Origin of the sequence: Halolactibacillus miurensis (genome assembly GCF_900116255.1) — a bacterium.
Lineage (GTDB): Bacteria > Bacillota > Bacilli > Bacillales > Amphibacillaceae > Halolactibacillus > Halolactibacillus miurensis.
In genome coordinates this window covers 17,241-39,855 of record NZ_FPAI01000010.1, presented here as the reverse complement: position 1 = coordinate 39,855, position 22,615 = coordinate 17,241, and the positions used below count along the sequence as shown (strand labels likewise).

Genomic DNA, 22,615 nt, shown 5'->3' with positions numbered 1-22,615 from the left:
TTAATTAATGCGCCTGGTACTCTAAAACGATCGGCACGCCAAACGTATTCGTTAACGTCATCATTTCTCCCTGGCTATCAATAAGCTGATCCGCCATTTTCCACGTCCCTTTCGGTACATAGACAGATCTGTTCGTTGCGCCCTTTTGATAGATTGGAGCAACAAGTAACGTGTCCCCTAACATAAATTGATCGGTCACCTCAGCAACTTCTTCATCTGGGAACTGATACACCATGTAGCGAACAATCGGCTCACCGGTTGTTTTTGCTTGTTGAACCGCTTGAAGCAACACCTCACTTAAACGCGCTCTTTCACTGACACCATTCAGAATCGCCGCCATATAATCCTCAGCTAAAAATCGGTCCGGTCGAGCTGAAAACTGCATCATCGGCATCAGTGAGGCAATCTCACTATGACGCACGAATAATTCTTGATCTAGGGCACGTGACTCCAGTTCTAAGAAGTTTAAATATTCGCCCCCGCCAATCATATCCGGTGAACAAAACGGATGCCCGGTAATGCCTTGTAGGAGACTATTAGGAATCAGTGAGGCAATACCTGTCTCGCCCCAATCATGGTCTTTATCGCAAAGTCGCTGCATTAATGATAGGCCACCGGCATGTGTCGTCACCCGAAATTCGTTAAAAGCGAAACGCGAGCCAAACTCTGCCCAAAGTAACGAATGCTCATCTGGCGTTACCGGTCGGTAAGTAACGTTATCCTCGCGGTAATATAGACTGTCTCCCCCATCAAATTTAAAGCCAGCCACCCCTAAGTCTTTAAGTTGTTGTAGCTGTTGGTCAAGCCAGTGACGCGTTTTTGGATTAGTCAAGTCGAGTACAGCGGAGTGTCCGTTCCACCACTCGGTGATAAAGATAGTCTGATCTGGATTCTTCACTAATAAATCATGATCTTTTAAATAACGGTACTCGACCGTGTCCGGTGTAATATAAGGACATATCCATAACATCACGTGAAAGCCTTTAGCGTTTAACGTTTGAATCATTTTCTTCGCATCAGGAAATTTCCCTTGGTTAAATGACCATTTACCGTAATAATCTGACCAACCATCGTCAATCATTAAAACACCAGCCGGAAGACCACTCGAAAGAAGACCGTCGGCATAGCGAAGCACGTCTTTTTGATTTTGATTAAACGTTAATTCAATCCACGTGTTATAGACCGGTTGAGTAAACAATTCCTCGGCTAATGTGATGGATTGAAACGGGAAAAAGTGTTGCATCGCATATACATAAGCCCCGCGCAAATCTTTTTGTCCTGTAATCACCTCTACTGTATCAGGTAGTTCAATCGTGCCCTTATTAAACCTTACGACAAAACCTTCTTTCTGATAGATGATCCGTCCTTTCGTTGATAAAAATAACGGCATCAGTTGATTGGGGCTTGTATTAAGACGCGAGTCACACGTATAGTCATCTCGCGCTGAGATGGGTTGTTTGATCCCATCGTGTACATAACCGCCGTACCAATATTCATTTGGTTCCATTGACATTATCATGCCATTTCCCTCCATTTATCTTCCTTTATTGTGTCTCTATTTAACCTTAATCGTCTTTTGAGTGAATAAACAGTCAATCCATTCTTGATTTCTTTTACTTTATTACGTTATTTTGTCGATATTGATTTGGCGTCATGCCTTCATATTTCTTGAACACCATCGAAAAATAACTCGGGTTATCATAACCGACTTGAAAAGCGATTTCATAACTTTTTAGCTCTGATTCTAGTAACAGTCGTTTCGCTTTCTTTAACCGGTACTCGGTTAAATATTGCCAAAGGTTCATACCGACTTCGCGTTTAAATAAATAACTAAAATAGTTTTTACTTACCGCGATTTCATCACAAATCGTCTCTAAGTTTAAATTCTCTTGGTATTTTGTTTTAATCACCCGAATACCATCTTGAACTAATCGACTGTACCGCGCATCTTGATGGTCATGATCATACAGTGCCACATACAGTAACTGATGCATAAACGCTTGGAGTTGTTTTAAATCGGTTAACTGTTTGATTTCCTCATACGATGTTTTAAGAAGACGGGTCGTCTCGTCATTCTCTATGTCTTGAGCAACTAAAGTGCTTTGAATGAGTGTCGTAATCTGATAGCACGTCTCATAAATCGTCTCGAGTGCTTCAGGATTAATATGTTTGGAGACAGCAAACAAATCATCCAACACCTTTTTCGCCTGTTGAAAGGACTTTTGTTTGATACTGTCATGAAGTTCTTTTAGTAAGCTTTCTGTATTTAGTTCTTTAAATGCTTTAGAGTCCATGTTGTAGCTAAAGCCAAGAACCGTATCGGTATCTAAATACATCGTATACCGTGTCAAAAGCTTCGCTTCTTCATAAGCTTGATTAAGGTCGGTTAGCGTATGATAGACGTGACTAAAACAAGCATGAAAGGATAACGGACTCACCTCTTGTAGCTGTTGCACGATTAGTTTGGCGAGATGACCCATTTCAGAGGGGGACACCTGTGAAATGAGACATACCCAAGCCTCTTGGTGATAGTCAAAGATGACATGCCCCGTATCACCTAACACACCTGACATCGTCCGCTCTACTTTCTGCTTATGATCCTGACTCATATGACCGGCTTTATTGAACTCCTCCATGGACTGATACTGTAGTTTAATAATTAAAACAAGGTAGTGACGAAAGTCCACCGGATAATCCTCAGCACGAACCGCTAACAAGTCGATCGGTTGGCCTGAGAATAAGTAATTTTTCAGATACAACCGTTTTAACTCTTGGTCATGTTGTTCAATCATCGTCTCAATCTGTCGTTCACCTAAGATTTTTTCGATAACATGGGTAATGGCTTGAGCTAATTCATGTTCATCAATCGGCTTTAAAATATAGTCATGACAATCGAGCTTCATCGCCTCTTGGACATAACGAAAGTCACTGTAGGCGCTAATTAAAATGAACGCCGGTTGGTGTGAGGCTGTTTTTGTCTGTTTAATAAGATCCAGTCCCGATTGCTTAGGCATATTAATATCGGTGATCACGATATCAGGCTTGGTTTCTTCCATCACTTCGAGTGCTTCCACCCCGTTACTTGCCGTACCGACGAGTGTTAAGTCAAGTGATTGCCAGTTTATAAGGTGCGTGAGTAATTGAATCGTTAAAGCTTCATCATCAACGAGTACGACAGATAGTGTCATCATTTTCCTCCTTATGCTGGTTTAATAATCGTTTAGGTAAGCTAATCACAACGGTGGTACCCGTTCCTTCCGTTGCATAGACAGCTAAATAGGCGGCGCGGGTAAATTCATGCGTCAAGCGTTTATATACGTTCGCTAGTCCAATGCTTTGAATATTCGTTTGTGACGCATCTACTTGGTCTAAACTCACCCGTAACGCCTGAAGTTCATCAGCTGACATGCCGCGGCCATCATCCGTCATTACGAGGACTAAATCGTCGCCTTCTTCTTCTACGAGTAACGTGATTTGGCCCGTTTTTTTGCCACTGAGACCGTGTAAGATGGCATTTTCAATCAGCGGCTGAAGCAGTAACTTTGGAATAAGAATATCTTCGAATTTTTTAGGTAATACAAGATCGAGCCTAATATGAGCATCAAAGCGAATGTTTTGAATCGCCAAATAATGTTCTAGATAGGTGAGTTCAACTTTTAACGGCACACGGGCATACGGTTGATAGACCGCGTACTCCAACATTTTACCGAGCAAGGTCGATAAGTGTGAGATTTTCTCACTTTCTTTATTTATGGCCAGTGCCTTAATCGACTGGAGCACATTATTTAAAAAGTGTGGATTAATTTGATTTTGAAGCACCCGCATTTGTTCCTCCGATACTTTTTTCTGTTCATCCACTAAGTGCGCCGTTAGAGAGGTAATGTTATGGACCATCGTTTCAGCCGCATCTGATAGTTCTTTAATTTCGTCACTGCTTGACTTATCAAAAGTGACGTCATAATGCCCTTTTGAAATCTGATGAAAGTTATCGATCACATGTCTCATCGGCACTAGCATACTTTTTGATAACAGCCCTGAGACAATGGTAATTAAGATCGCGGAAGCGATGATGACGGTCAGAATGACCGTGAGTAAGTTCCACTCAAATGCGGTCACACTGGACATCTTCTTTACCCCAATCATTTGCCAACCGGTTGGCCTGATCACATTCGACCTAACGAGTAAATCAGCCCCCTGTCCAAATGGTTCTTCTATCACCGTATCAACGTCTGAATCAGACAATGTCTCCCCTACGGCCATGAGTTGTTGATGTGACAACGTCAGTGATTCCGGTAAGTAGACCCACTCTGTGCCATTACTAATTAGAATATTTAGGTCTTGATCGAGTGTATTTTCTAATAGAATGGCGGATAAATCGATATCGTAGACTAAGTAAGACCGGTCTGTCGGCGCAAATAAAAAGGTGTTTTGAATCTGCCTAATAATTGAAATCGTTTGTTTTTCTTGGTGATTGAGTAAATAGTCGGTTGGATGAAAGCCGGTAAAATAATTATCACTAAATCGGTCATTTTCAATCACATCGCTAAACCAAGGGGCATCATAAAAGTTATATTCATTCCGCACGTTTTTCTTATAAGAATACAACATATGACCAGATTCGCCGATAATATAAGCGTTTTTAATATAAGGCACCAGCGTAAGTTGTTGAAGGCGTTCATGAACGAGTCGTTGATTCTTTAACTCAATCGCGTAATCAATTTGTTCTGTCCGATTGCGATACCCGACCGCTCGCTGGACGTCTGGGTCATTGGCGATCAGGTTGGTGAAGCGGTCCAGATTATCTAAATGATTATGTAATAAATCTAAATTCGCCTCGACGACATGACCAAGGGTTTGGTCACTGTGCGTACGAAATGACTGATTAATCATATGAAACATAATCATCCCGACTAGAGAAATGATAACAATAAAAATGAGCGAAAAAGCTGTACGCATCTTCGCCTCGAGTGTGTTTTTCATTAACATACGTGACACCGCTTTCAGTTTAATCCTTATATCATAGCACACCTCGGTCAATGACCACATCGGCTTTTTTTACTGATTCATTGAACATTTGTTGAGGCTATTCTTTCCATCCTTCAGTGACATCCCATGACTTAAACAGGATAAGCTGCCACGCTGCCTTTATACAACGTGGCTCTTTCCTGTTTTAGAATTCATTCTTGACTACTAAGCGCGTTTCTTTTTTGTATAGGTAAAAACCATCACGCCACTACATATCAACATTAAACCGAACATGACAAACAGATACATGTTGGTTGCCGTATTAGGAAGCGTGTGACCTGTTGAATCATCATCTGACGTTGTATCATCTGTTGATGATGACGCCTGGTCTTCCGATGGTGTCGTTGGTTGATCATTAGCTGTGTGATCTTCTTCGTCCGCACCATTTATGTCTTCTTCTGGTTGATTGTCTGAATCAGGTTCATTAGGTACGACCGGTCCTTCTTGGTCGCCTTCATCAGGACTTGAGACAAGGGTTAAACCATTGAGCGCAGTTTCTAAATCAGCTAATAACTGAGACAATTCAGACTCTGTTGAAATACTGTCCGTCTCGGTTTCAACGAGTCGGATTGCCTCTTGTAAAGCTCGGAACGATGGATCAGTATACGTTTGTTCATCATTACTGATTGCTTTCGCTTCTTCTAATCGCTCCATTAGAAGAGATTTATCTAGCGGTGGAATGGCTGGAAGTGTTTCGAGTGCATTCATCGCTGTTTGTAGGGCTAAGACGTGTGCATCAATGTCTGTTTGCGTGACATTCTCTTTCACTAGAAGTGCCTTAGCATCGTTAAGTACGTCAGTAAAGCTCGCGAATGAGGTTTCTGTATAGCCATCAGGCGTGTATTGATCTGCTTCATTTATTAACGTTTGTAAAGCGATCCAATCAAGGATCACGTCGTGATCCGCAAAGGATAACTCCCGCATCGCCATTTTATTGACCCAACGCAGACCGACATCAGTTAAGATCATTTTGACTTGTGTCGTTTCTGGTACAGAAACTTCCACAACAAGCGTTTCACCACGTTCCGAATTACCGGCAGGTGTCCAAGGAACGGTATACGTGTCTTCTAACGTTATCCATGTATCTGTTTCGGCGTCATAGTAGGCCAGTTGGAAGGCTTTGATCCCTTGGTCATTCCCGTAGTTTGTCGATAGTTCAATGGTATGGAGTTGCACTGTCTGTTTAAAGTCATACGTGATACTTACTTCTTCATTCTCAGGTAACGTATTTGACTCGAATATAAACTCCCCACTATTACTTTCATAGTTGCCATCAAATAATTTACCGAGTTGGGTCTGATCATTTTGGCTACCGAGATTGATACTACTATAAGGAGGCAGCGGCGGTGCTTCTGTTACTTCTACTGTTAACAACGCCTCTGTTAAACCAGGCGTATTTTCTGGTAGATTAACTAATCGCCCGCGTTTCGTTAATCCTTCACCGTTATTGAGCTCGGCTAAGTCTGTTTCTGTGATTGGGTCCCACTTCACAAATTCTTGTGTCACAACGCCGTCGTTCCATTCCACATCAACATAAGATAAGGTGTTTGGTAAGTTTGGTTCAACATACTCTGTACCTTCTTCTCCTAATACAAAAGAGGTGTAGGTTGTCAGTTCAGCTTCACCTTCTGTCACAGTGACTGTAGACGGGTGAATCTGCGTTATTTCAAGTTCGCTCGCTGAGAGGGCTTGATTTTCTTCTGGTATCTTTTTATAAACCCTTACATAATCAATATCAAAACTATTTGGATAAGGCATCCATTCCCATGGACCTGTCCAACCACCGGCACGTTTTTCATACAATGAGAACAATTGAATCATAGGGTAATCAATTTTCGTATTGACTGCGCCAATGTCTTTCCCATCAACGTAAAAGACTAAGCGGTCAGGATGCTCCCCAGCACCTGTCCCCTCTTGCCAGTCAAAGCCATACGTGTGCCATTCATGATGAAAGTCAGCCGTTGGATCGGTATACGTACTCGCTCCACCGCTAAAAGGTTGTGATGGATCATTCCACGCGTGAAAGGCTCGTGGTACTCCGTGTTTGTTGTTACCTAACACTTCAAAAATATCAATTTCAGCTGAGTGTTCCGGACGGTCTTCAAAGCCGGTTAACCACCAGGCTGAATGTCGTGATGAACCTGGTTGAGTTTTCGCACGTATTTCATAATAACCATATTGATTAATATGTGTCACTTCTGTTTCAACAGGGTTTCTTACGACATTATTTTTCGTCCAATTATGAAGACCATTTCGGTTCCCAGTCGTAAAACCACTCACGACCGTTTGACCATCGTATTCTTCCGCCCACGGACGGGTCTCTTCATAAATTTCAAGTGACATAACGCCCTCTTCTAATGTATACGTCGGTTGAGCTAAAGCCGGCTCTCTTGTCCATGATGATAAATATTTATCCACCCAAGTGCCATCGTTAAGGGTCCCATCCATATTGTTGAATTCATCTTGGAAGATTAAGCGGTAGCCATCTTTTTTTACTGGGCTTGGTGGTGTATGTACGCCCCACTTGGCAGTTAACACGACATCTTGATTAATCGTCAGCGGGAAAATCACCTCATACTCAAGATCGTCTCCGTAAAACCATCCTAAAAAATCATAGGCGTCATGTGTGATTGCTTCAAAAGGTACCTCTGTTTCTGTTAAGGGTTGTCCACTTGTTATTACGACACTTGTCTCTGCTTCGCCATTGTTAGGATCAAAGGTCACCGTGTGACTTGCGGCATCGGCTAAGACTGATGGTGTTGCTAATACAATAAAAAATAAGACCATCGCTATGAGCGACCATACACTACGTTTCATCATCTTCATTTCATATAAACCTCCTTTAGATTTTCTACCCGGAACATTGAGGGTAGTCTTTATCCAATAAAACTTGTCGTCAGATAAGTTAGATTAAGTTAAGCGTTTACATTTTTAAATTTCACCTACCTTGTTTGTTTTAACTTATCTAACAGCCATCGTACCAAAGGAAGGCAATCAGATACATTCAGAATATTATTCGATTTATATGAATATATTATGTTCGTCGAACATAACCAATCAAGATTGATAACCACATAACCAAAACACACACGAATCAGTGTACCTTTTCTCTCATTTTGATCAACAAAAAACCCTAACCCCGTTGAAGCCTTCGCTCTCAACGTTGTTAGAGTTTTTATCATCGTATTCTATATATTTAAATCAGGCTGTTTATCCGCAGATTACTTCCACTCTGAAATCACCTCAGGTGCCAGTCGCACTGACTCATAACCTGTTTCTTTAGCCTTACCAATGGAGAGAATCATAACAGGAACGTAACGTTTTGGATCGAGGTTAAAAGCTTCTGCGAGTTGGTCAGCTTCAAATCCACCGATCGGGTTCGTATCATAACCATACGCACGCGCCACTAACATGAGTTGCATCGCAAACAGACTTGAGTCAATTTTGACGATATCACTCATAACGTTTGTCGGTAAGCTCTCATAAAGTGGGACAATGGTTTGAAGTTGTTGGTCACGAACTTCTTCAGGCATTTTCCTTTCACTGACGGCTTGGTCATAAATCATCTCACCGTACTTATAGCACTCTAAGTCACCAAAAATCAAAAGCATCGCACTTGAGGTATCGTTTTGTTTTGTGTTAAAGCGAATCAGTGGTCTAAGCGTATCTTTTCCTTCATCACTTTCAACCACAACCATCCGCCACGGCTGCATATTGACTGATGACGGTGCTTTCGCCGCTTCTTTAATCATTGCGGCCATTTCTTCCTTCGGTATCTTGAACTCTTTGTCATAGACGCGAATGGAGCGGCGGTTATCTAAAATATCATAAAAATCATTGTTTACAAATGGGTGGGTCATGTTTGTTCCTCCTCTTGATCAAGCATATGACGTGATGCACTTTTTAATGAATGTAAGAAGTTAATCACGAAATCAATATCTTCATCGGTATAGTTTTCAAACAGTTGATGCATCATCGTGACTTTACTTAATTCACACTGGTCAAGTAAGTCTTTTCCTTTAGAGGTTACTGTGACGAGTACTTCACGGTTATTATCTGGATTACGCACGCGTTTAAGAAGTTCTTTTGTTTCAAGCACTTTCACATGCCGTGTAATGGCCGCTTGGTTAATCATTAGCTTACGCTGTAAGTAGGTTTGTGTGACAGCTTCTTCATGATGAAGTAGACGCATGATTTCATAGCGGGTTAAACTAATATCAAGCTTGTCATCGAATAGCTGGGTCAACTGTAAATCGACTTGTTTTAACAGAAAAAACAACTCGGTGTGATTGTGGTTCATCGCATGCACCTCCATATATGATAAGTCAACTGTTGATACGTCAATTATAAATCTTCTTAAACGTAAGTCAACTCATTTGCACACCTACTCACTAAAAATTCACCTGCGTAAAAAAACGGTCGCAACAATCGAGAAAACCAAAAAAGCTGATCACTCTCATAATGAGAATGATCAGCTTTTTCATTATTCACTTTATATATCAATGATTTCATTCAAATGAAAGACAATCAGGTTTATGATGACGTTAATGACAGCGAATGAACGACACCTTTGGCGTAACTCGCTTGAATGATCCGACTATGTTGATCATAGCTTGAGAGTAATAATGATTCTGTCTGATAGACAGCTTCTTTATCTAATTTCACCCCTCGCATGATGATACTATCGGTAATACCGGTACCGACAAAGATACAGTCATCACCACTCACTAAGTCGTCATGTTCGAGTGTCGTGTCTACATCATTGATGCCCATCATCAGACAACGGTTCACTTGGTCATCCGAGATTGGTTTGAGTTTCCCTTGCATGTTACCACCGAGACATTTTAATCCAACAGCGGCGACGACACCTTCCGGTGCACCTCCTGTGCCGATGAATAGATCAATGCCGGTGTGTTCCATCGCGGTTGCGAGCGCATAAGTCACGTCGCCTTCATCAAAGAGTTGTACCTTTGCCCCACACATGCGTACGCGGTGAATGAGTGATTCATGTCGTGGTCGATTTTGAATCGCGACATTTAATTCTCGGACTTCTTTATTTAGCGCGATACTTAGATTGTGAAGGTTTGTCTCAATCGATAAGTTAATATCAACCGCTTCTTTTCCTTTTGGACCAACCGCTAACTTCTCCATATACATATCCGGCGCATGAAGTAACGTTCCCCGCGGGGCGAGCGCTAACGTCGTTAACGCATTGCTTTGGTTATTGACCGTAAGTACCGTCCCTTCAATCGGATCCACCGCAATGTCAACAGGAATACCACCACGACCTAATAATTCATTGATGTGTAACATGGGTGCTTCGTCTAATTCCCCTTCACCAATCACCACTTTCGCATCGATGGGTAAAACATTTAAACCGTCACGCATCACCGTTGTCGCCGCACCGTCTGCGCCATTTTTATCGCCACTACCGATAAAAGGGAAACTTGCGATGGCGGCTTGTTCACTAATTTGAAGGAGTTCTAACGCAAGAGATTTTAACACAGGTTCTCACCTGTTAGATCAGCTGTGTCTACATTTCGCTCGCTAAAAAGCGTGCTTGTCGATGAGTGGTTACCGTCTGTTTCAAAATCGGTTACTTCTAAGAAAGCAAGGATTGTTTTCACCATTGTTTGTTTGTCCATTTTGTCCGTCGCAATAATTAATAGATTGGCCCCATCATTATTCACCGCAGCTTGTGCCTCAGCGGCATCTAAACAACGAACCGCGTGAATCCCAGGTTGGTTAAATGACACGTCTTCATTTGATGTCGTCATAAGAATACCTCTGTCGACATTCCCACTTTGAAGTACTTCTGTCATTTCTACTAATGATTGTTCAATTGTTGTCCCGTCTTGTGTCATACCACCTAGATTACTTATATGATGCGCTGTTGGGCGTAAATAACGATTCATTTCACGTTTCATAAAAAAGCTTTGATAGTCACTTGCGATAGCTACCTTCATTTATCATTACCTTCTTTCGTTTGATTTCGTTTTATGATTTTAATATATCATTATCTTTCGTTTATGTAAATATATTTTTCTTTTATTTTCGTTAACTTGTGAAATTACTTGTTCATTTTCGTTTTTATCCTTATACATGTTAAAATGAAACCATCACAATGGATGGATTACTTTCACATGAAGAGGCAATCAATGGTATAATAGGGATCACACACTGTTGGTATTCAAATAACCTTAACTGATGATAAATGATTTTGACTAAACTAAAACGCACGTTAACATAAAACATAAACAAACGTGGACCGTAAGGTCTACACTTAAGAGGTGACAAAATGACAAAACGATTTACGAAAGAACGACGCGAACATATACATGACCTTATTCTTGAAAGAAAGCGGGTCACGGTGAAACAACTATCCGAAGAACTTGATGTATCTGAAGTGACGCTGCGAACGGATTTAAAAGAAATGGAAAAGGAAGGTTTACTGACGCGAACACATGGCGGGGCCATTATGAAAGAACAAACGACACCGACAGGGAGCTTTAAGAAGCGGTCAGAAACGAACTTAAAAGAAAAGCAAATCATCGCTAAGCGCGCCCTCTCACTCATTGAAGATAAGAGCTGTATTTTACTTGATGCCAGTACAACGGCGTTAGAGCTAGCGAAGGAAATGAAAAACTTAAATATGAAACTAACGATTATGACAAACGGGATGTCGAGTGCGATTGAATTAAAAGAAAACCCGTACTTTAATGTGATTTTAATTGGCGGGATATTAAGACCTGGTTCCATGGCCTTAGAAGGTTCTGTCGGTATTCAAGCGATGGATATGTTAAATAACATTGACTTACTGTTTACTTCCTCAAGCGGCTTCTCTTGTGAGAGTGGCTTAACGGACTTTAACTTCTATGAGACGGAATTAAAGAAAAACATGGTCCAAAGAGCGAAACATGTCGTAGCTTTACTCGACCATTCAAAGTTTAATACGAACTCTATTTCATCGTTTGCGACGTTAGAAGAGATTGATACGATTATTACGGATCATGTTGTGGAAGAGGCAACGGCAGAAAAGATCAACACTGCTGGTGTTCAATTAATTGATCACTAAAACAAAAACAGCTAAACCAGAGTTCAAAAAGGTTTAGCTGTTTTTATGTCTATAAGTGAACATTTTCTAAAAAATAATTCATTCTCCGATTTCTAATAAGGTTTGATTTATATGTGCAAATACCCTTTCTACTTTAGACCAATCTTGTTTCTGATTTGTATAGAGTAATGTGTTGTGTAAATCTTCATAGCTCGCTTTTATATCATTTGAAAGTTTTACTTTCCAAGTTATAAAATCATAATCGTCTTCTGGATTATACCCTTTGGCGGTGTTTCTTTTTTCTAAATAGATAGCATCGGTTTGTTTTGTGATTTGAATATTATTCTTTAGATTTTCTTTATCCTCTAGAAAGCTTTTAACCTCCTTCATTTCGCTAAGTTTAACGACATCATAAATATGTCTAACTTTTTCATGAAGCGTTCCACACATGGCATGTCTCTTAATAGACAATATTTTATCTACAAATGTTCTTTCAATACTCAACACATTTATCCGAAGCTTTTCTAACTGAAATTCCTCAATAGCTTCACTTTCATCCATATGCTCCAAAAAATCCTGGATATACGATTGAAGTTGCCTTATGCTGTATGGGTGTGGTCTTACACTGGAACCTATTTCTAGTTTTATTCTCTCGATCTCTTTATGTTCATCAGTGAACCAAACATAGCTTGATTTGTTTCTATCATTTCGTTCTGCACCTATTTTTTCTACATTTCCACTTCCCACAAGTACCCTCTCGATGGCTTTTAGTTGTTTGCTTACCTGCTTATTTGACATGTCATCTTCAGGGATATAAGTTAAATCAATATCCTCAGAAAATCGTTCTATCGATCCTGGATAGCATTTACTTAATGATGTTCCCCCTTTGAAAACAACTTGATTGACATAAGGGCTGTTTTGTAAATGACTGAGAATCCGTGTTATAAAATAGTCTTTTCTTACTGCATTTGAAGGAAGATTATAATGTTTCGCAGTTAATTGAATAAGTTCTTCAAAGATTTCTTCATTATGGTGTAAATTCATATAAGTCCTCCATTCTCATCGATTTATATTTTGACAGGCCATTTAAATACTTTCCAATGGAATGGTTAATTTTATAATAATTTAAAACATTTCTTAAAGAAGCAAGCGTACTCTTTTTATAACCAATGGCTATCACGAGTTTTTCAAGTAATTGATCATTATATAATGCTGCAGCATCTTCAATAAATCGAATAGCATGACGCTTATTAAGTTCTTCTATCTTGTTAACATTCTCAAGAAAATCTAGTAATTCAATCATTTTAATCGAATCAGTGTCAAACCTTATATTTGCCTTTTTTATTGTAACGTCTAATACTTTCTTTTTTTCTTGTTCACTTACATTTGAATAAACGTCAATACTTTTAGAAAACTGTGTTGTCAATTTGTACTTATTATACATGCGATAACCAACGATCACGCCATTCTTACCATCTTTCCCAAGATAATGCTCTAGAATATGTTTTTCTGATGAAATGCGTCGGCCAAACCTTCCGGTTTTAGGTTTGCAATAAATACCTTTTGTCAACCTTGCTATCTCGCCACTTTCTGTCATCCGAGAGATTGTTTTATAATACGTTTGCTCCGGTACATCCTTACATTTACTTATATAAATTTGGTGCGCATCAATAATGTCAAGTTCAGCATATTTACTGATTGTTTCCTTTATCATTGTTGCGTAACTCATCACTTCTCACCACCTTAACTAACTTTAGAATATTTCTATTTTATTATTTTGTCAAGTTTTTATGATTTTTACTTGACGATTTACAAGAAGATAACTTGTAATATCAAGGATGATAGGAACTTTATGAATCCCAATAACCTTATCAATACTACTGTAAAATAATGTTGAGTCATGTAGAGCGCTATATATTGCAGAACAATATATTTTCGATATTTGTGGTATGTCAACACAAAACTGTACAACTTTTTTAAGGAGCACAACTCGGACTATCGCTTCTTAGTATTTTAAATTCTTATATTAACACTGCTATCTTATTGTCACTTGACTGTCGCTCTGCTCACATGCGATTGAGCCCGGCAACCAGATGATGAAAACATCTGGCTCTGTCATACAGACTAGCACGCTCGCCTCTCCAAATAAAGTTCGCGTCTTTTATGATGCAGAATGTATTGCTCTATTTTTTATTTGAAAGAAAAAACTACGATATCTTTCTCACAACAAAAGACTTACCTTTCGGTAAGTCCCTGTCGAGAGAATTATAAAGTAACAGAAATAGGTGTGGTATTAAACATCCATTACTTTATATGAATAGGGTTATTATAAAATTCTAATTCCTCCTTCCTTTCAAAAGAACGGTCTGTAACGTTCTAAAGATTTTCACCAATGTAGCATTGGTTATATATGAACGTAATAGCGATGTTAACTTAAATGATCATCTTAACCATTACGTTTCTTATTGATAATATCAAAGGCTACAGCTCCGAGTAAGACGAGCCCTTTGATTGCTTGTTGCCAGTCAATCCCAACCCCAAGCAGTGACATCCCATTATTCAAGACACCCATAATTAAAGCACCAATAAGCGCACCAATGGCTGTACCAACACCACCCGTAAGTGATGCCCCACCAATAACAGTCGCAGCAATGGCATCTAATTCAAATAAGTTACCCGCTTGAGGCGTAGCAGCATTTAAACGTCCTGAGAAAACTAAACCAGCTAATGCGGCGAGAACGCCCATGTTGACATAAATCCAAAACTTGATTTTTTGTGATTTCACACCGGATAATCGCGCCGCTTTCTCATTCCCTCCGACGGCATACACATGGCGCCCTGGGATCGTCTTCGACATAAAGAACGTATAGCCGGCAATCAATGCAACAAGAATCATAAGAATATAAGGAATGCCTGCATAGACCGCTAATCTTTCCGTAAATAATCCAATCAGTACTGAAATAAGAATCACTTTCGTTAAAAATAACGAGTATGATAATTCCGTTTGATTAAAGGCTGCTTTTATTTTTCTTGCTCTAAACTCACTATAGACATAAACAATGATTGCAAAGATACCAATAATAATAGCCATCATGTTGTAACTTCCACCATTTAGAAGATCTGGCATAAATTCAGAACTCATGATGCGGAAGTTACTTGGAAATGGTGCTAATGTACGCCCATTTAAAACAACCATCGTTAAGCCTCTAAACAACAGCATACCGGCTAAGGTCACAATAAAGGCTGGTACTTTGACATAAGCAACCCAAAAGCCTTGCCATGCGCCAATCACCGCACCAACAAGCAGTGAAATAATAATAGATGGAATCACCGGTAGTTCCCATGTAATCATCAGCGTTCCCGCAATCGCCCCAACGAAGGCAGCAACTGAGCCAACAGATAAGTCGATTTCACCGGTAATAATCACAAGCACCATTCCGATAGCTAAAATGATCACATAGCTATTTTGCATAATGATATTCGTAATATTTAGTGGGGTGAGTAAAATCCCCTGCGTGAGTATTTGAAAAATAACGACAATCCCTACTAGGGCAACAATCATGCCGAATTTACGGATATTATTTGTGATTAATTGCTTAAAGTTGTTCATTTTTTACCACTCCCATCAGCTGTCATATATGTCATTAGCTTTTCTTGATCGGCTTCATCTACCATAAAGTCTCCGGTAATGTGACCGTTATTTAATGTGTAAATACGATCACACGTCCCGAGAAGTTCTGGTAATTCTGATGAAATCACAATGATACTTTTACCTTCTTCAGCTAGTGTGTTCATAATTTTATAGATTTCATTTTTAGCACCAACGTCAATGCCTCGCGTTGGCTCATCTAAAATCAAGATATCAGGATTTGTAAACATCCACTTACCTAAGACGACTTTTTGTTGATTACCACCACTTAAATTCACGACGTTTTGTTCGATACTCGGCGCTTTAATTTTTAATTTATTTCGGTAATCTTCCACGACGTTGACCTCTTTACCTTCATCAATCGTCATCCCTTTAGCTAACGTTGTTAAATTCGCGAGTGTGACGTTCTTTTTAATCGTATCATCTAAAATTAACCCGTATTCTTTACGGTCTTCTGATACATAAGAAAGCCCCTGCTTTATTGCCTTGTCTACTGTTGAGACATCAATCACGTGATTATTTTTTAATATTTGACCTGATTTGACTTTCCCATAACTTTGACCAAAAATACTCATCATCAACTCTGTTCGACCGGCTCCCATGAGACCCGCAATCCCTAGCACTTCACCTTTTTTTACGTGGAAGTTGACGTTGTTGGCAATTTTTTTGCCAGGCAGATGGGCATGCTCAACAGTCCAATCTTTGACTTCTAATTGAATGTCTCCGATAGTTGCATGACGTTCAGGGAAAAGGTTGGCTAAACTGCGCCCAACCATACTACTAATAATTCGGTCTTCTTTTAACGTATCATCATTGACTAAGGTTTCAATCGTTTGACCGTCACGCAACACAGTCACGTGATCAGAGACTTTTAGTACTTCTTTTAATTTGTGTGAGATTAAAATTGAGGTTAAGCCTTCTTTTTTAAATTCTAATAACAATCGAAGTAAGTTTTCACTTTCTGCTTCATTTAAGGCGGCGGTTGGTTCATCTAAAATAAGCAGTTTCACACGCTTGGAGAGAGCTTTCGCTATCTCAACCAATTGTTGTTGACCGACACCAATATTTTGGATTAATTCCGTACTATTCACCCGCATGCCGACTTTCTTGATTAATTTTTCAGTTTCAGCCGTCGTTTCTCCCCAGTTAATGATACCTTTTTTGGCGCGTTCATTACCTAAGAAGACATTCTCAGCAACAGATAGTTCTGGTATAAGTGCCAGTTCTTGATGAATAATCACAATCCCCTTCGCTTCACTTTGATTAATCTCTTCAAATCGACACGTCTCACCTTCAAACACGATATCCCCATCATATGTACCATATGGGTGAACACCACTTAAGACTTTCATCAAAGTAGATTTCCCAGCACCATTTTCACCGACAAGCGCATGAATCTCGCCTTTTTCTACTTTGAAATTCACACGATCCAGTGCTTTAACACCCGGAAATTCTTTCGTTATATTGTTCATTTCAAGAATGATGTTACTCAAGGTTAGCACCCCTTTATTATTAGGCGCGAATATATACTCGCGCCTAGTTATCGTTTAGTTATTGACTGCCTCTCTTATACGTGAATCACTTACAGTTCGTCTTCATCGTAATAACCTGAATCAATCAGTACTTCTTGATAGTTATCAATATCAACTGATACAGGATTTAATAGGTATGATGGCACGATTTTGACATTATTGTCATACGTTTCGGTATCGTTGACCTCGGGTTCTTCACCATTTAAAACACTATCCGCCATATTGACCGCTTGTTCTGCGAGCGCGCGTGTATCTTTAAAGACGGTTTGTGTTTGTTCACCAGCGATAATCGAACGTACAGATGACCGCTCAGCATCTTGACCGGTCACGATTGGTAACGGACGGTTCTCCGAACCATAACCAACCGCTTGTAGCGAGGAAATAACTCCTAAGCTAATCCCATCAAACGGTGAATAAACAACATCTAATGTTTCATCTGAATAATGAGCACTTAAGATATTATCCATCCGCTCCTGAGCTTCAGCTCCACTCCAACGCAAAGTTGCGGCTTGTTCAAAGTCTGTTTGACCACTTCTTACCACGAGTTGACCATTGTCAATATACGGTTGTAAGATCGACATCGCTCCGTCCCAGAAGAAGTAAGCATTGTTGTCATCTGGTGAACCGGCAAATAATTCAATATTATAAGGGCCTTCACCATCAGCTAATCCCAAGCTGTCTTCAATATATTCCCCTTGAATAACACCTACACCGAAATTATCAAATGTGGCATAGTAACTCACATGATCATGATTCATAATTAAGCGGTCATAAGAGATAACCGGAATATCTAAATTTTCTGCTTGGTCAAGCACATCTGTTAAGGCTTCACCATCGATTGATGCAATGACAAGAATATCAACCCCACGGGTGATCATATTTTCAATTTGTGATAATTGATTCTCTACAACATCTTCCGCATACTGTAAGTCTGTTTCATAGCCTAGTTCTTCGAACATGGCGACCATATTATCACCATCATCAACCCAGCGTTCAGACGATTGTGTTGGCATCGCAATACCGACCGTCTTCGTTTCATCATCGCCGGCACTCCCTGCATCACCACACGCCGTCATAACAATGAGACCTAAAATGGCAACCACTAATATTCCTAGCTTTTTCATACATCATTCCTCCGTTTCAATAAGTGTTATCTTAAGCTGTTTTCTCAAGATAGTTTCACTTTAACATTCAAATAAAGCGTTTTCACAATCCTCTTTCTGCACATTTTTGCGATGTACTAGACAAATTAGTGGTAGCGCTTACAAAACGATCTATTATCTTAAAATAGGACAATATAAAAAGCCAACCAACTAAAGCTGGCTGACTGAGGTGATCTTTTGTTACTTTCACATATAAGTTGAAACGAATTTTGATGGCGGCATCCCTTCTGTTTTCTTAAATAGTCGACTGAAGTAATTAGGATCACTAAAGCCAGATTCATAAGCAATCGCTTTAAGGGGCATTTCATTCTTCCTTAGTAATTGTTTCGCATGCGTCAATCTTTTTTCTCGCACATAGTCGACAAAAGACAGGTGATTCTTTTGTTTAAAAGCTTTACTTAAGTGATACACACTTAAACCGACAATCTCTGCCAATTGTTCAAGTGTCAGATTCGGATCGGTAAAGTGCTCATCAACATAGCGAACGGCTTGTTCAACAGGTGAAGCCATCTCATGCTTCACTTTTAACGCTTGGCTATTTTTCACTAAAAAGTCTGTGAGCAATGTATGAAAGACTTCTTTACTTGTGACTAAATCAAGCTGTTGTTGAATGGATAAAGTAGAATCAATCAAGCCAAAGTTAACTAATTGGCCTAATAGAACATCACTATACCGCCGCATCTTTGTTAATTGATGCTGAGTCGTTTGTTTGAGCTGATAAAAATATTGATCAATCGCGCGTTTTAAAGACGGGACCTCACCTTTCTCAAATTGATGAATCACGTCTTGTTGATACGTATCAAGTGCTTTTAACTTAGGCGTAAAACCTAATTGATACGTGCTGTAGCTAATATCCTCACGGTCGATTAAATCATAGTAACTAAGTAAAGCTTCTTCATAACTTTGTCTTAAGTTTTCACCCTTAACAACACGTCCTAAACTAAAACGTATTACCGGGTCCGTTAACAAAGTCTCTTTTAAAATCTTCAGCGCATCCAGCGTTTTTTCTACACCGGTAACCGCAACTGGAATGTGCGCACCAAACGTTGGGCCAACAATGAGTCGCTCATTCTGAGCTTTTTCAAAGAGGACTTCTTCGTTATATTCAGCACTGACAAGCGCAATAGCAATGGTTTTAAACGTCTCGCTTTCTCCCCCAATTAAACCTTCCACTAATTGTGACCGGTCCCTCATTTGTTGGAGCTGTTGTTTTTGATGATCGGTTGATTTACGCTTTTCCATGACTTTATGATAGACGCTGATGACCTCTTCTTCAGGGGCCGGTTTTAATAAATAAGCATGAACCCCGTAATCAATCGCTTGTTTCGCATACGAAAACGTATCATACGCACTGACCATGATAATGTCGACTTCTTTGTCTGTTTGTTTTATCTTTTTCACAGCTTCAAGACCGTCAACCTTTGGCATATTAATATCCATGAAGATTAAGTCAACGGGTTGTTCTAAACAAATATGAATCGCTTCTTGACCATTATTCGCATGGAGAAAGCGGATGGCCTGTTTCGTTGACAAATGATTCTTTAACATTTGTTCAATAACTTGACGTTCAATTGCTTCATCATCGACGAGTAAGATAGCGTGTGTCATCGTTTATCACCTTCCATTCGTGTCATAGGTAAGATAATCTTAATATGTGTGCCTTGATTCAGCTTGGACTGAATATCAAAACGCATGTCGCTATAGTAATGACGTAACCTTTCTTTGACGTTCGTCATACCAAGGCCTGTTGAGTGACCTTTTGTATCAACGATTGGTTGAGTTGTATCAAGTAATCGTTTGACTTTAACTTGATCCATACCAATGCCGTTATCAATGACTTCAATTACCATTGTCTTTTTCTCTCTCGAGACTTTCACGATAATCACGCCTTGTTCATCGAGTGGCTCAATACCATGAATAAACGCATTCTCAACAAGCGGCTGTAAGGTGAGAGGCGGAATGTTGCTATCAAGACAGTTCTCATCAATGAATGTTTGAAAACTAAACCGCTGACCAAACCTTGCCGCTTGAATTTGAAAATATTTTCTCACCGATGCGACTTCAGCTTCAATCGTTGTGAGGTGATCAAGCTCACCGATATTATGGCGTAATAATCCTGATAAGGCATGGATTAATTGATCGGTTTCTTTTGCCTCTTCTAAGTATGCCGTTCGAGATATCACATTAAGCGTATTGAAAAGAAAATGGGGTTGAATCTGATTTTGAAGTGATTTAAGCTTCATCTCCCTTAACAATTCTCGCATACGCGCTTTTTCTTTCATCTCACGCATCGCTTCTGTGATATTGTACCGCATTAAATTAAAGCTGTCCGCAAGGACAGATAGCTCCTTCGTATGACCACCATCGACATTATTAATATAATAATCTCCCTCGGCTAAAGCTTCAGCGGATGTCGTTAAAGCATCAAGTGGGACAGTGATTCTTCGACTGACATTTAAAGCCACAAACAAGGTCACAACAATCCCCAATAACACTAAAGTTAAGACAAGGGTATTAAATTTCTCTAAACGCCTTGCCTCTAACTCAGCTAATGCTTGATATTGAGTTAAGGTCTTATCTAATAAACGAAAGATTTCTTCTTCTATGTACTGCACGCGTTGTTCGACCTCGCGAAAGGTTTGGTTATAAATATCTACCGGTGCTTGGTCAACGTGAATAATGGTTTGTCTCGTGAGACGAATCATATTCGAGACGTATTGGCGTAAAGGAATGACATCAATCGCATCTCTAGCTCTTTGATTAAACTGACCAATATAGACTTCAAACGCGTCGAGATTGGTTGCGAGTGGTTCGTGATTATCTTCTACAGGTTCTTCCACATATTGTTCCAGTTGTTGAAGAATCGTTTGCGTCTGTTGATTAATGGTGTTTAAATCATTTGTCTTTTCTGTTTGGTCTTGTTGTAACTCGGTACTGTATTGATAGGAACGGTACTGAATATAGATAATACCTAAGGCGAATGATAAGGTAATCACAAAATACAGCAGTAATTGTCGTTTCACGCTTAATTTTTTCATTGCGTCACGTCCCTTACTAACCGACTTTCCGTATGAATCATCTCAGGTACGTCATGACCGTCAAGAATGGTACGGATCACGTCCATACTTCTCATGCCCATTTCATAAGGTTGTTGACTAACGAGTGTATCAACGCGTCCTTTAGCTAACAGCTCTAAGTTCTCTTTTAATGTATCAAAGCCAACGACATAAATATCTTCTCGTCCTAACACATCCATTGCTTCTGTCATACCAATCACATCAAGCGCACTGACACCTACTAACACATTGATTTCAGGATAGTCTCTTAACATCTGGTAGGTTTTTTCTCTTGCGTTGACGCGTTTAATATTTGATACCGCAACGGAAAGAATTTCCGCTTGGTCTGACTCATTTAAAACTGATTCAATCCCGGCTAGTCGTAACTGATGATGATCATTCGTTTCACTTCCTGTTATAACACCTGCTTTAATTGTCTCGACGTGACTGAGCACATCACGTGCCATCGCTTGTCCCATCGCATAATTATCCGTTCCGACATAGCTAATCCGGTCACTATCAGGTTGATCACTATCGACGGTCACAACCGGGATACCACGCGCTATCGCTTCATTGATGAGGGGAATGAATGTATCAGATATCCCTTGAACAATTAATCCATCCGGCTTAATATCAATGGCTTGACGCAATAAATCACGTTGGTCATTAGGATTTGGGTTCTCTGGTCCCATGTAATGGAGATACATATGATGTGCCTCGGCATAAGCCTTACCACCATCTCTCACCAGGTTCCAATACGCATGGTCTTCTACTTCGCCAATCATAATGATATAGGGCCGTTCACCTAAACTTTCTCTTATTTTCTCATCTTCTATCTGTCCATGAATGGCACGCATATCGAGTATCAGAAAAACACCATAAAGTGAAAGCGCTAACATTATTATCACCGCAAAAATCGTCCATTCCTTCTTACGCATCCATTCATCACTCACTTTCATGATTTAACTATCAAAATGATAACATTCTTATTTAGACTGTTTTCCGTTAGTATAACATGGGTATCGAGAGATGTGCACGTAATCATTGAACAATAGTTTACTCATGTTTTTCTAGTAACTAACACATTTCATTATTTACAATACTTATCTTAATTTTGATGCCAAATTAATCGAGGT

Annotated in this window: 17 protein-coding genes; 1 reads left to right on the top strand and 16 read right to left on the bottom strand. The window is 39.7% G+C overall.

Annotated elements, in window-relative coordinates; all coding sequences use genetic code 11:
- Positions 1 to 4: 4 nt before the first annotated feature.
- From BM390_RS07990 to BM390_RS07955, 8 genes are all read right to left on the bottom strand, one after another.
- Positions 5 to 1,519 (bottom strand): glycoside hydrolase family 31 protein, encoded by a 1,515-nt coding sequence (locus BM390_RS07990; RefSeq protein ID WP_089854152.1) that lies wholly within the window; start codon positions 1,517 to 1,519, stop codon positions 5 to 7.
- Between the two features lie 94 nt (positions 1,520 to 1,613).
- Positions 1,614 to 3,188, bottom strand: a complete 1,575-nt coding sequence (locus BM390_RS07985; protein ID WP_177220676.1) for a response regulator — start codon at positions 3,186 to 3,188, stop codon at positions 1,614 to 1,616.
- Complete coding sequence (locus BM390_RS07980) at positions 3,163 to 4,986, bottom strand: sensor histidine kinase (RefSeq protein ID WP_177220675.1); 1,824 nt, start codon at positions 4,984 to 4,986, stop codon at positions 3,163 to 3,165. The genes BM390_RS07985 and BM390_RS07980 overlap by 26 nt, the downstream gene beginning before the upstream one ends.
- A 204-nt stretch (positions 4,987 to 5,190) precedes the next feature.
- Positions 5,191 to 7,851, bottom strand: coding sequence for a family 16 glycosylhydrolase (locus tag BM390_RS07975; RefSeq protein ID WP_089854144.1), 2,661 nt, complete (start codon positions 7,849 to 7,851; stop codon positions 5,191 to 5,193).
- A gap of 395 nt (positions 7,852 to 8,246) precedes the next feature.
- Positions 8,247 to 8,885, bottom strand: a complete 639-nt coding sequence (locus BM390_RS07970; protein ID WP_089854141.1) for a nitroreductase family protein — start codon at positions 8,883 to 8,885, stop codon at positions 8,247 to 8,249.
- Positions 8,882 to 9,325, bottom strand: a complete 444-nt coding sequence (locus BM390_RS07965) for a MarR family transcriptional regulator (RefSeq protein WP_177220674.1) — start codon at positions 9,323 to 9,325, stop codon at positions 8,882 to 8,884. The genes BM390_RS07970 and BM390_RS07965 overlap by 4 nt, the downstream gene beginning before the upstream one ends.
- A gap of 233 nt (positions 9,326 to 9,558) precedes the next feature.
- Positions 9,559 to 10,530 (bottom strand): class II fructose-bisphosphatase, encoded by a 972-nt coding sequence (glpX, locus tag BM390_RS07960; RefSeq protein ID WP_089854134.1) that lies wholly within the window; start codon positions 10,528 to 10,530, stop codon positions 9,559 to 9,561.
- Complete coding sequence (locus tag BM390_RS07955) at positions 10,524 to 10,991, bottom strand: RpiB/LacA/LacB family sugar-phosphate isomerase (RefSeq protein WP_062320457.1); 468 nt, start codon at positions 10,989 to 10,991, stop codon at positions 10,524 to 10,526. Before BM390_RS07955 ends, glpX begins: the two co-directional genes overlap by 7 nt.
- A 332-nt stretch (positions 10,992 to 11,323) precedes the next feature.
- On the opposite strand from BM390_RS07955, the gene BM390_RS07950 reads away from it, so the two are divergent.
- Positions 11,324 to 12,100, top strand: a complete 777-nt coding sequence (locus tag BM390_RS07950; RefSeq protein ID WP_089854131.1) for a DeoR/GlpR family DNA-binding transcription regulator — start codon at positions 11,324 to 11,326, stop codon at positions 12,098 to 12,100.
- Between the two features lie 78 nt (positions 12,101 to 12,178).
- Here BM390_RS07950 and BM390_RS07945 read toward each other — a convergent pair whose 3' ends face one another.
- The 8 genes from BM390_RS07945 to BM390_RS07910 form a co-directional block, all read right to left on the bottom strand.
- Positions 12,179 to 13,123 (bottom strand): nucleotidyl transferase AbiEii/AbiGii toxin family protein, encoded by a 945-nt coding sequence (locus tag BM390_RS07945; protein ID WP_089854128.1) that lies wholly within the window; start codon positions 13,121 to 13,123, stop codon positions 12,179 to 12,181.
- Positions 13,107 to 13,808: a type IV toxin-antitoxin system AbiEi family antitoxin domain-containing protein gene (locus tag BM390_RS07940; protein ID WP_089854125.1), complete on the bottom strand. Its 702-nt coding sequence runs from the start codon at positions 13,806 to 13,808 to the stop codon at positions 13,107 to 13,109. Before BM390_RS07940 ends, BM390_RS07945 begins: the two co-directional genes overlap by 17 nt.
- Positions 13,809 to 14,525: 717 nt before the next feature.
- A complete protein-coding gene (gene mmsB, locus BM390_RS07935) occupies positions 14,526 to 15,689 on the bottom strand; it encodes a multiple monosaccharide ABC transporter permease (protein ID WP_089854122.1) in 1,164 nt (387 codons plus the stop codon).
- Complete coding sequence (gene mmsA / locus BM390_RS07930; protein WP_089854118.1) at positions 15,686 to 17,221, bottom strand: multiple monosaccharide ABC transporter ATP-binding protein; 1,536 nt, start codon at positions 17,219 to 17,221, stop codon at positions 15,686 to 15,688. Before mmsA ends, mmsB begins: the two co-directional genes overlap by 4 nt.
- Before the next feature lie 89 nt (positions 17,222 to 17,310).
- Complete coding sequence (chvE, locus tag BM390_RS07925) at positions 17,311 to 18,384, bottom strand: multiple monosaccharide ABC transporter substrate-binding protein (protein ID WP_089854115.1); 1,074 nt, start codon at positions 18,382 to 18,384, stop codon at positions 17,311 to 17,313.
- 225 nt (positions 18,385 to 18,609) lie between these two features.
- On the bottom strand, positions 18,610 to 20,031 hold the full coding sequence (locus tag BM390_RS07920; protein ID WP_089854112.1) for a response regulator transcription factor: 1,422 nt from the start codon (positions 20,029 to 20,031) through the stop codon (positions 18,610 to 18,612).
- Entirely contained in the window at positions 20,028 to 21,461 is a 1,434-nt protein-coding gene (locus BM390_RS07915) for a sensor histidine kinase (protein ID WP_089854110.1), read from the bottom strand. The genes BM390_RS07920 and BM390_RS07915 overlap by 4 nt, the downstream gene beginning before the upstream one ends.
- Positions 21,458 to 22,417 carry a substrate-binding domain-containing protein gene (locus tag BM390_RS07910; protein WP_177220673.1) on the bottom strand — a complete coding sequence of 320 codons (960 nt, stop codon included), beginning with the start codon at positions 22,415 to 22,417 and terminating at the stop codon, positions 21,458 to 21,460. The genes BM390_RS07915 and BM390_RS07910 overlap by 4 nt, the downstream gene beginning before the upstream one ends.
- Positions 22,418 to 22,615 lie beyond the last annotated feature (198 nt).